This is a genomic window from Amphritea sp. (assembly GCF_048266285.1).
GTDB lineage: Bacteria > Pseudomonadota > Gammaproteobacteria > Pseudomonadales > Balneatricaceae > Amphritea.
Genome location: NZ_JBLWZV010000004.1, coordinates 254007 through 265326 on the forward strand (window position 1 = coordinate 254007; position 11320 = coordinate 265326).

An 11320-nucleotide genomic window follows, 5' to 3' on the forward strand; every position below is an offset into this window, starting at 1 on the left:
TCAATTTCGGGCTATTTGCGACGTTAGCCTAACAAGGTCAGACTATAGCAGGAAGGTGGCATATGAGTATTTTTGAACGATATAAAGCGCGTTATGACTCCAAACAGGAAGAGGAATACTCCCTGCAGGAGTATCTCGAAATTTGTAAAAATGACCCGCTGGCCTATGCTAGTGCCGCTGAGCGTTTGCTGGCCGCAATCGGTGAGCCAGAACTAATCGACACCTCCCGAGACCCTCAGCTCAGTCGCATTTTTTCCAACAAAATGATCCGCCGCTACCCTGCTTTTTATGAGTTCTATGGTATGGAGAATGCCATCGAGCAGATTGTCGATTACTTTAAACACGCCGCGCAAGGTCTCGAGGAACGTAAACAAATACTCTATTTACTCGGGCCGGTAGGCGGCGGTAAATCATCACTCGCCGAACGCCTAAAAGCGCTGATGGAGCATACTCCTTTCTATGCGATTAAAGGCTCGCCAATTCATGAATCACCCTTGGGATTATTTAACCCTTTAGAGGACGGCGCGATCCTTGAAGAGGAATACAATATTCCGCTGCGTTATATCAAAGGCCTGATGTCACCTTGGGCGGTGAAACGCCTGCATGAGTTTGGTGGTGATATCTCGCAATTCAGAGTGGTAAAACTCTACCCCTCTATTCTCAACCAGATTGCAGTTGCCAAAACCGAGCCCGGTGACGAAAATAATCAGGATATCTCCAGTCTCGTGGGTAAAGTCGATATTCGTATGCTCGAAGAGTTCCCCCAACACGATCCCGATGCCTATAGTTTCTCCGGTGCCCTGTGTCATGCCAACCAAGGCATGATGGAATTTGTCGAGATGTTTAAGGCGCCGATCAAGGTGCTGCACCCATTGCTAACCGCCACTCAAGAAGGTAACTACAACAGTACCGAAGGGATGGCAGCCATTCCCTTCGATGGTATTATCATGGCCCACTCGAACGAATCTGAGTGGCAAACCTTCAAGAACAACAAAACCAATGAGGCCTTTATCGACCGGGTTTATATTGTCAAAGTACCCTACTGTATGCGGGTCTCTGAAGAGGTGAAAATTTACCAGAAACTGCTTGAAAACAGTTCTCTTGCTCAATCACCCTGCGCCCCCGACACACTGAATATGTTGGCGCAATTTACCGTGCTGTCGCGTCTCAAAGAGCCAGAAAACTCCAATATCTATTCCAAAATGCGGATCTATAACGGCGAGAATCTAAAAGATACCGATCCTAAAGCTAAATCGATGCAGGAATACAAAGATAATGCCGGTGTCGATGAGGGTATGGAGGGTATTTCCACCCGGTTTGCGTTTAAGATTCTCTCCAAGGTATTCAACTTCGATTCCACGGAGATCGCTGCGAACCCGGTTCATCTGATGTATGTGCTTGAGCAACAGATCGAACAGCAACAGTTCCCGCAAGAGACCCATGACAGACTGATTGGCTATCTGAAAGAGTATATTTCACCCAAATATATCGAATATCTCGGCAAAGAGATTCAAACCGCCTACCTTGAGTCCTATTCAGAATACGGCCAGAACATCTTTGACCGTTATGTCACCTATGCTGACTTCTGGATTCAGGATCAGGAATACCGCGACCCAGACACCGGCGATATCCTCAACCGTCAAGCCATTAGCGAAGAGCTGGAAAAAATCGAAAAACCCGCGGGCATCAGCAATCCTAAAGACTTCCGCCACGAAATCGTTAATTTTGTATTACGGGCGCGAGCCGAGAACGATGGTAAAAACCCAGCGTGGAACAGCTATGAGAAGATGCGCTCGGTCATTGAGAAGAAAATGTTCTCCAATACCGAAGATCTGCTGCCCGTTATCTCCTTTAACCCGAAAGCCTCCACTGAGGATCAGAATAAACACAGTGAGTTTGTGAAGCGAATGACCGAACGCGGTTATACCGAGAAACAGGTCCGGCTGCTGTCAGAATGGTACATCAGAGTGCGTAAATCCCAATAAGGGGTTTACCTAAGTCGGGTCTGATCAGGAGAGCGCTGTATGAGCTATATCATCGACCGCCGCCTCAATGCGAAGAAAAAAAGTACTGTTAATCGACAGCGCTTTCTACGCCGCTACAAGAAACATATTAAGCGGGCCGTTGAGGACGCGGTAAATACCCGTAGCATCCGTGATATTGACCGGGGAGGCGAAGTCAGTATCCCCAGCAAGGATATTTCCGAACCGGTTTTTCATCATGGCAGTGGTGGCATTCGCCAGCGGGTTTTCCCCGGCAACAAAGAGTTTGTGGTGGGCGATGAAATTAAACGCCCCGAAGGCGGCGGTGGTGGCGGTTCTGGTCAGGGACAGGCAAGCAATCAGGGCGAAGGAGAGGATGAGTTCACCTTTCAGATCAATCAGGAAGAGTTTCTCGACTTTATGTTTGAGGACCTCGAACTGCCTAATATGATCAAAAAACAACTGCGCGATGCCACCAGCTTTGAGGTACGTCGGGCAGGCTTCACCAGTGTTGGCTCACCCGACAAACTCAATGTGGTGCGCTCACTGCGGGCCGCTAACGCTCGACGAATCGCACTTTCTGGTAAAGAGCGACGCAAAATACGCGAACTTAAAGCTGAGATCAAAACCTTAGAGGGCTTGCCGCCCAGCCAAGAGACGGTATTGCAAATTGCCGCCCTCAATGAAGAGATCAAAACCCTCAATAAGCGCATCAAACGGATGCCCTTCATTGATGAGTTCGATCTTAAATACAACAATCTAATCCGCACCCCGGTGCCAAGCTCTAAAGCGGTGATGTTTTGCGTTATGGATGTGTCGGGGTCAATGACACAGTCGATTAAAGATACCGCCAAACGCTTCTTTATTTTGCTCTATCTATTTTTAACCCGCAGCTATAAAAAAATAGAGGTGGTGTTTGTCCGCCACCATACCCACGCTAAAGAGGTCGACGAAGAGGAGTTTTTCTATTCCCGGGAAACCGGCGGCACCATCGTCTCAAGTGCCCTCAACCTAAGCGCCGAAATCATTCAAGAACGCTACCCTCCCGGCGACTGGAACGTCTATGTCGCCCAAGCATCCGACGGCGATAACTGGGATGGCGATTCGCATCTGTGTCGTCAAGTGTTAGAGCAACGAATTCTACCGATGGTGCAATATTTTGCCTACGTCGAAATCACCACCGGACCGCACCAAAACCTCTGGTTAGAGTATGAACAGATACGAGAAAAGTTCGGTGAGACCTTTGCCATGCAAACCATCGTAGAGGCTTCCGATATCTACCCGGTGTTTCGTAAACTGTTTGAGAAAAAGGAGTGAGCCTATGAAACAGCGAGAGCCCATTTCCACCGGTTCAGAATGGACCTTCGAACTGATTCAAAAGTATGATCAGGAAATCGCTCGGGTCGCCGAACATTACGGGCTGGATACCTACCCTAATCAGATCGAGGTTATCACTTCCGAGCAGATGATGGACGCCTATTCGTCGGTCGGTATGCCGCTTAATTACAACCACTGGTCGTTTGGCAAACAGTTTGTTTCTACCGAGCAGCAGTATAAACGCGGCCAGATGGGGCTGGCCTATGAGATCGTCATCAACTCGAATCCCTGTATCTCTTACTTAATGGAAGAGAACACCATGACTATGCAGGCACTCGTTATCGCTCATGCCTGCTATGGCCATAACTCGTTCTTTAAGGGTAACTACCTGTTCAAAACCTGGACCGATGCCTCTGCCATTATTGATTATCTCCTGTTTGCCAAAAACTACATCGCCAAATGTGAAGAACGGCATGGTGTCGATGCCGTCGAACAGATGCTGGACTCCTGTCATGCCCTGATGAATTATGGCGTTAATCGCTACCTACGCCCTCAACCTGTCACCCCTGAGGAAGAAAAGAGTCGTCTACTGGATCGGGAAGAATATATTCAGCGTCACCTTAATCAGATTTGGAACACCATCCCGAAAAAGGATGAAGTTATTCAAGATAAGGCGCCCCGTTTTCCCAAAGACCCCGAAGAGAACCTACTCTATTTCATCGAAAAAAATGCCCCATTACTCGAACCTTGGCAACGGGAAATTGTGCGGATCGTCCGAAAAATAGCGCAATACTATTACCCTCAGCGACAAACACAGGTTATGAATGAGGGCTGGGCCTGCTTCTGGCACTACACCATCCTCAACCACCTGCATGATGAAGGGCTAGTCACCGACGGCTTTATTATGGAATTCCTTCATTCCCACACCAGCGTTATCTACCAGCCACCGTTTGACTCACCCTATTTTAACGGGATCAATCCTTATGCGCTCGGATACGGCATGATGCAGGATATCCGCCGCATCTGTGAAAACCCCACCGATGAAGACCGCGAATGGTTTCCCGACATCGCTGGCAGTGATTGGAATGAAACCCTGCAGCATGCCATGCGCAATTACAAAGATGAGAGCTTCATCTTGCAATATTTGTCGCCCCATATGATGCGGGAACTCAAACTATTTACCATTACCGATAACGCTGCGCTCAGTACCATGCAAATTAGCGCGATCCATAACGATATTGGTTATCAGAAAGTACGTGAAGATCTAGCGGCGAGTTATAATATCGGCAATCGAGAACCCAATATCCAGATCTACAATGTCGATATCAGAGGCGATCGCTCTCTAACCCTGCGTCACTATATGCACAACCAACAACCTCTCGACCCAGATACGGATGAGGTACTGAAACATCTGCACCAACTCTGGGGCTTTGATATTCACTTAGAATCCGTCTCTCCCGACGGCAATGTGGAACAGGAACGTCACTGCCCAGCTAAAGTCAACGTCGATGCCGTCGCCTGATCGCCAGCCATAAAAAAACCGCCATGGCGGTTTTTTCCCTATCCTGATACGGCTATACCGGCACTTTTAAAGTGTCTTGATAAGGCGGCCACCCCATTGGTTTTCCGCCCAATACATGTAGATGAATATGATAAACAGTTTGGCCGCCGTGGCTGTTACAGTTAAACACGGTACGATAACCATCAGCCGCAAACCCTTGCTGCTCTGCGATCTTACCGGCCGCCAGCACCATATGACCCACTAGGTCACAGTCTTGTGGCTCAATATCATTTAATGTCGCGATATGCTTGCGAGGAATAACCAGCGCATGGGTTGGTGCCTGTGGATTAATATCATTGAAGGCGATGACTTTATCATCCTCATAAATAATCTCCGCCGGAATCTCTTTATTCAGTATTTTACAAAATAGACAGTCCATTTCTCTCACCCTTCGCTAAAAACTATTCACCGGATTACATCATCTGGGCGGGATAGAGTTCAAGTTAAATTATCAACGACAGAACCACGGTTCAACAGTCTGCCGTTCCCACAGTATGGTTACTCTGCTGCAACAAAAATCATTTTTCCGCACCTGCGTCATAGAAAACACCCTATCATTGGTTATAGAATCATTGTATTAGTCATTTATCTTGTTGCACTGCATCATAAGAAATTCATACACTTGTCATACGTTCAGCGACAAACCGAAACAAAACCGAATATATAATTAATATCGCGACAATCCTGTGTCCAAGACCGTAGAAGACCTACTCGGAAATCAGGACTGAGCACTTGGAGTATTGCCATGATTCTTTCAGATAAGCCCCCTATTCATAATCAACTTGAATTCTTTATTGAAGAAGCAGTAAAAGCGCGCCCCGTCACCACCGCAGTGGTACATCCCGTCGAACATAACGGTTTGAGTGGCGCAATTGAAGCGGCTGAGCGAGGCTTGATCGTACCGATTTTGGTAGGCCCATCCGCTAAGATCAAGGCTGCAGCCGATAAATATGAATTAAACATCGACGACTATGAACTGATCGATGTCGAGCACAGCCATGCAGCGGCTGAAGCAGCGGTACGACTGATCCGTGAGGCTCGCGCAGAAACCCTAATGAAGGGAGACTTAGGCACTTCGGAACTACTAAGCGCTGTGATTCATAAAACCGAGGGGATCCGTACCGAGCGCCGTCTGAGTCATGTTTTTGTACTCGATGTACCAAACTATCATAAGCCTTTGATGATCACCGATGCCGCCATTAACGTCATGCCGGACCTACTCACCAAACAAGATATCGTTCAAAACGCCATCGACTTCTGTCATGCCCTAGGCATCAAAGAACCAAAAGTCGCCATTCTGGCAGCTGTTGAGAAAGTAAAACCCTCAATGCAAAGCACCATTGACGCGGCTGCGTTATGCAAAATGGCTGACCGAGGACAGATCACCGGCGGTATTCTAGACGGACCACTCGCCTTTGATAATGCGATCTCCTTACAGGCGGCCATCGATAAACACATCTCATCCCCGGTTTCCGGCGATGCTGATATTCTATTGGCACCCGATCTGGAAGCCGCCAACATGATCGCTAAGCAGTTGATCTACCTTGCCGATGCGAAATCAGCAGGGATCGCTCTAGGTGCACGGGCGCCGATTATTCTCAACAGCCGCGCTGAAGGTACCCTTACACGTTTAGCGTCCTGCGCTCTCGCATCACATATGGTTCTGCATCCACAGGAGAAAAAATAACATGAGTCTGATTCTAACCGTCAATGGCGGCTCATCCAGCTTAAAGTGTGCGCTATTTTTTCGTCATGATGATATTGCGGATAATGTGTATACGATTAAGTTAAGCAATATCCTCAACACGCCGACAATGAAGGTGATGTCCCCTAAAGGAGAGATATTGGAACAGCATCAGCTGGATATGACAGAGATAGCCATTGATCACCGTCATCAATCCTGCCTTGATGAAGTCATACAATGGGTTCACAAAAACCTACCCGATAGCGATATCAAAGCCGTTGGTCATCGGGTGGTGCATGGCGGTGAATTGTTTAGTAAGCCGGTTGTTGTTAATGACGAGATACTCAAGAACCTTGAAGATCTCATTCCATTAGCGCCATTACACCAGCCCTATAGCATCAAATTGATCCGTGCCTGCCAACACCTTAAACCCGACCTACCTCAAATTCTCTGTTTTGATACCATGTTCCACTCGGATCAGCCCGATGTAGAACAGCATTATGCCATTCCGCGAAAATTCACCGAAGCAGGCATACACCGCTATGGTTTCCACGGTTTATCCTATGAATTTATTCAACACGCACTGAATAAAATCGGTGATGGCGCCGAAAGCGCTAAAACCGTTGTCTGTCACCTAGGCGCAGGCTCTAGCATGTGTGCCATCAAAGAGGGTAAGTCGATTGCCTCATCTATGGGATTTTCCGCCGTAGAAGGCCTGCCGATGGGCACACGTACCGGCAATATTGATCCTGGAGTCTTGCTCTATCTGCAGCGTAACTACCAGATGAATACTGACCAACTAGAAAGCTTTATTTATAAGGACTGCGGTTGGTTGGGTGTCTCGGGCATCAGTTCTGATATGCAAGAACTGAAAAAATCGGATAAACCCGAAGCGGAAGAAGCTATTGCCATGTTCGTCTATCGTGCGGCACTGGAAATCGGACGCCTGAGCGCCGCTTTACAAGGCTTGGATCAACTGGTATTTACCGCTGGCGTAGGCGAAAACGATAGTTCATTACGTAAACGGGTCTGTGATCAACTCGGCTGGCTCGGTGTTAAGCTAAACAAAAGCGCCAACCAAGAAAGTGAAGCGATTATCAGCAAGGCCACCAGCCCCGTCATTGTTCGGGTAATCCCCACCAATGAAGAAGCCATGATCGCCCGGCATACGGAAAACATTTTAGCCGCCGCTGAAAGCTAAAACTGCTCAGCATCGCTAGACCGCCACTGCGCGGCTAGCGACAGTCCTATGGCAAAAAAACAGAGAGCCACTGGCTCTCTGTTTTTACCAACCAAGCATACGAAACCCGGCGTTAATATTCTCCCTTACCAAAAGCAGGCTTACCCGCCACCAGCGCGTAATTTTTCATTGTTTGTGCCCAATTTGGATCGTTAGCTTTCAGCGTTACTTTTTTCAAATACCCCCTCAACGCAGTTGGCAAGCCTTCGACATCTTTCACGATACAGAGTTTTTTCTCCATATCCTGTGTTGAAGTTTTCCCGGCGGCTAACAGTCCACGAGCCATCACCGCGTCATTGTCGGTCGGATTAAACGTGAGTGAATATTCCCCGTATGCCGAGCTAAAGTAATAGGTACCCTTCTCGATCTCAGCGGTATTGGTATAAACATTGGCGGGTTTGAGTTTATTAAGATTATTTAAATCATCGCCACACATGACACCATGAATAATAATGTCAGCCTTTTTATCAAGATAGATATCTTGATAGCCCTCTACTGCCATGGCAGACAGACTCGAGGTTAACGCTAATAGTCCGATTATGTGCTTCATTATTGCCTCGTCTTATCGTTATTTTTGTCAACTGACTAAGTGCCACTGTTGTGTCTTGCTTAATGTCATGCAGTGTATAGGCGATGTTGATCCGCAGCATTAGCTCGATCGAACATTGTCATCAACTGAGTGTGCTACAAACGAGTATTAAGGGCAAACGTCGAATAACCGCTGGCATGCGGTTTGGAGGCGGTCACCACTCAAACGACAACACCGCGCCGACGCGTGGTCGACTGCAAACCTACACTCAATCGAGCAAAGACAGCCAACCATTATTTTCAAGCTAATCGCTGAAAAAATCACAGTCAACAGTCACGTCTGTAGACAACGAAAAGCTTAGGCTTTTCGTTGTCTAACCGCTTCAAACAAACAAACGCCAGTAGCAACCGAGACGTTCAGTGATGAAACCTCTCCGGCCATATCAATCTTCACCAGAAAGTCACAGTGTTCGCGGGTCAAACGACGCATTCCTTGTCCCTCAGCCCCCATTACTAATGCCATCGGACCTTTCAAATCCGCATCATAGATCAGAGTATCGGCTTCGCCGGCCGTGCCCGTGACCCAGATGCCCTTCTGCTGTAACTCTTTCAGGGTACGAGCAAGATTGGTCACCAGTACATAAGGCATCACTTCTGCCGCACCACAGGCCACTTTACTCGCCGTGGCGTTTAAAGGGGCTGATTTGTCTTTCGGCGCAATAACCGCATGCACGCCAGCCGCATCGGCAGTACGTAAACACGCCCCTAGATTATGTGGATCGGTAACACCGTCGAGCACCAACAGAAAAGCGGGCTCTTCCAACTTATCCAACATCGCATCAAGGAACTGCTCATTCTTAGCTTGAATCGGCTCACAAGCAACCACTACACCCTGATGGACACCCTCTTCGGCCATCGCATCCAATTCTTTGCGACTCACCCGTTCGATGCTGATGTTTTTTTCAGTAGCCAAGTCCAGCAGCGTCTGCATCCGCCCATCAACCCGCCCTTTAAGCACCCACATTCCTTTAACCCGCTTGCTGTCACGTTGCAGCGTGGTGCTGGCCGCGTGGATACCAAAGATATATTCAGGACGCATCGTTTGTCTCTTTCTGTTCATTAACGGTACCGGCTTGGTTAAACCAGCCAGTGCTATTTTCTTGTACCAGTGCCACCAGCAGATTAATCATACCCTGCTCGGCGTTCAATGCCGGAATATAATGATATTGTTCGCCACCCGCTCCGACAAACACATCCCGGTTTTCGACGGCGATCTCTTCGAGGGTTTCCAAACAATCGGCGGCAAAGGCGGGGCAGATAATATCCACCTTTTTCACGCCGCGCTCCGGTAGCGCTTCAAGGGTTTTATCGGTGTAGGGCTGCAACCAAGCTTTTGGTCCAAAACGGGACTGAAACGTCGTTTGCCACTGATCTGCCACCAACCCCAATGCTTTTGCCAGTAATTCCGAGGTACGATGGCAATGCTCGGGATAAGGATCACCTTTAGCGGCATACTCCTGGGGGATACCATGATAGGACAGTATCAACTTATCACTGTGGGGGTTGTTCGCCTGAAAAGCCTGTACCGACTCAGCCAGTGCCCGAATATAAAGTGGATGATCATGGTAATCATGAATAACCCGAATATCGGGAAAATCACGGGTCTTCATTTGAAAGCGAGCGATTAGGTCATAGATAGGCGCGGTGGTGGTTGCCGAATATTGAGGATACAGCGGCACCACTAGAATCTTCTTATAACCTGCTTCGTTTAGCTCTTCGAGTCGCGCAGTTAAACCCGGATTGCCATAGGTCATCGCCGAATAAACTTGAATATTCTGAACCGGCATCTGTTGCTGTAATGCTAATTGTAATGCCGCAACTTGCTGATTCAATATCAACCGCAACGGGGAGTCTTGATCCCAGATTGAGGCATACAGTTTAGCAACCTTGCGGGGACGAAAGGTCAGAATAATGCCATTTAGCACCGTCAACCAAACCAATCGCATAATACCGTTGCCTTCCACCACTCGGCGATCCGACAAAAACTCTTTAAGATACCGGCGAACCGCTGCTGGCGTCGGCTCATCAGGCGAGCCAAGGTTGACCAACAGCACCGCTGTTTTGGGCTGAGACATCAGTTTATTTCCGATTAAAAGCAAAGCGCTATTATCGCGGAATCGCAGACAATAAAAAACCGCTCAGAGGAGCGGTTTTTCATAAACTCAACAAAGAGTTACTTTTCTAATGATGCAAACACTGCATCACGAATATCTTCGACACCACCAACACCCGGAATATAGTTATATTTCGGTGCATCCGCAGTCGCCGTTTCTGACCAACCTTTATAATACGTGATCAATGGCGCAGTCTGTTCATGGTAAACATCCAAACGCTGACGCACGGTTTCTTCTTTATCATCTTCACGCTGAACCAGATCTTCACCGGTAACATCATCTTTGCCTTCGGCAGCCGGTGGGTTAAAGATCACATGGTAGGTACGACCAGAACCCGGGTGAACACGGCGGCCCGCCATACGCTTAATAATCTCTTCGTCAGCCACATCGATCTCAACCACGGCGTCGATAGCAACGCCGGCATCCTTCATTGCATCCGCTTGAGGAATGGTGCGTGGAAAGCCGTCAAACAGAAAACCATTCGCACAATCAGACTCGGTGATACGCTCTTTCACCAAACCGATAATAATATCATCGGATACCAAACCACCCGCATCCATTACCTTTTTAGCTTCGATACCCAAAGGCGTACCCGCTTTGACTGCTGCACGCAGCATATCGCCGGTAGAGATCTGAGGAATGCTATATTTTTCACAGATATACTGGGCCTGAGTGCCTTTACCGGCACCAGGGGCACCTAAAAGAATGATTCGCATGTAAGGATTGCTCCGTTTCTAATTTTATAATTCAAAAGCTTATAATCTAAAACCTTAGTGCCTGGCGCTTATTGGATAACCACCGGCTGAAATTTTCCTGAAAGGCAATGTGTCACAC

10 protein-coding genes are annotated in these 11320 nt (G+C 48.0%); 5 read left to right on the forward strand and 5 right to left on the reverse strand.

Features of this window, described 5'->3' with window-relative positions; all coding sequences use genetic code 11:
- The first annotated feature begins 62 nt into the window (after positions 1–62).
- Genes ACN0T0_RS08100 through ACN0T0_RS08110 form a run of 3 tightly spaced genes read left to right on the forward strand, consistent with a single transcriptional unit; the run spans position 63 to position 4821 of the window.
- The gene (locus ACN0T0_RS08100) at positions 63–1985 is read left to right on the forward strand and encodes a PrkA family serine protein kinase (protein WP_417224924.1); all 1923 of its coding nucleotides are present in this window, start codon (positions 63–65) and stop codon (positions 1983–1985) included.
- Between the two features lie 39 nt (positions 1986–2024).
- Positions 2025–3299, forward strand: a complete 1275-nt coding sequence (locus ACN0T0_RS08105) for a YeaH/YhbH family protein (RefSeq protein ID WP_417224926.1) — start codon at positions 2025–2027, stop codon at positions 3297–3299.
- Between the two features lie 4 nt (positions 3300–3303).
- Complete coding sequence (locus tag ACN0T0_RS08110) at positions 3304–4821, forward strand: SpoVR family protein (RefSeq protein WP_417224928.1); 1518 nt, start codon at positions 3304–3306, stop codon at positions 4819–4821.
- Positions 4822–4873: 52 nt separating this feature from the next.
- On the opposite strand, the gene ACN0T0_RS08115 is transcribed toward ACN0T0_RS08110, so the two are convergent.
- Positions 4874–5239: a histidine triad nucleotide-binding protein gene (locus ACN0T0_RS08115; RefSeq protein WP_417224930.1), complete on the reverse strand. Its 366-nt coding sequence runs from the start codon at positions 5237–5239 to the stop codon at positions 4874–4876.
- 366 nt (positions 5240–5605) lie between these two features.
- Here ACN0T0_RS08115 and ACN0T0_RS08120 point away from each other — a divergent pair, with 366 nt between their 5' ends.
- Both ACN0T0_RS08120 and ACN0T0_RS08125 read left to right on the forward strand, forming a co-directional pair.
- A complete protein-coding gene (locus ACN0T0_RS08120; RefSeq protein WP_417224932.1) occupies positions 5606–6547 on the forward strand; it encodes a bifunctional enoyl-CoA hydratase/phosphate acetyltransferase in 942 nt (313 codons plus the stop codon).
- Position 6548: 1 nt separating this feature from the next.
- Positions 6549–7745, forward strand: a complete 1197-nt coding sequence (locus ACN0T0_RS08125) for an acetate/propionate family kinase (protein ID WP_417224934.1) — start codon at positions 6549–6551, stop codon at positions 7743–7745.
- A gap of 112 nt (positions 7746–7857) precedes the next feature.
- Here ACN0T0_RS08125 and ACN0T0_RS08130 read toward each other — a convergent pair whose 3' ends face one another.
- The 4 genes from ACN0T0_RS08130 to adk form a co-directional block, all read right to left on the reverse strand.
- Positions 7858–8334, reverse strand: coding sequence for a hypothetical protein (locus ACN0T0_RS08130; RefSeq protein ID WP_417224936.1), 477 nt, complete (start codon positions 8332–8334; stop codon positions 7858–7860).
- A 336-nt stretch (positions 8335–8670) separates the two neighbouring features.
- On the reverse strand, positions 8671–9411 hold the full coding sequence (gene rlmB, locus ACN0T0_RS08135; RefSeq protein WP_417224992.1) for a 23S rRNA (guanosine(2251)-2'-O)-methyltransferase RlmB: 741 nt from the start codon (positions 9409–9411) through the stop codon (positions 8671–8673).
- The gene (gene hemH / locus ACN0T0_RS08140; protein WP_417224938.1) at positions 9401–10447 is read right to left on the reverse strand and encodes a ferrochelatase; all 1047 of its coding nucleotides are present in this window, start codon (positions 10445–10447) and stop codon (positions 9401–9403) included. Before hemH ends, rlmB begins: the two co-directional genes overlap by 11 nt.
- Positions 10448–10545: 98 nt before the next feature.
- Positions 10546–11202, reverse strand: coding sequence for an adenylate kinase (gene adk, locus ACN0T0_RS08145; protein WP_417224940.1), 657 nt, complete (start codon positions 11200–11202; stop codon positions 10546–10548).
- Positions 11203–11320: the final 118 nt, after the last annotated feature.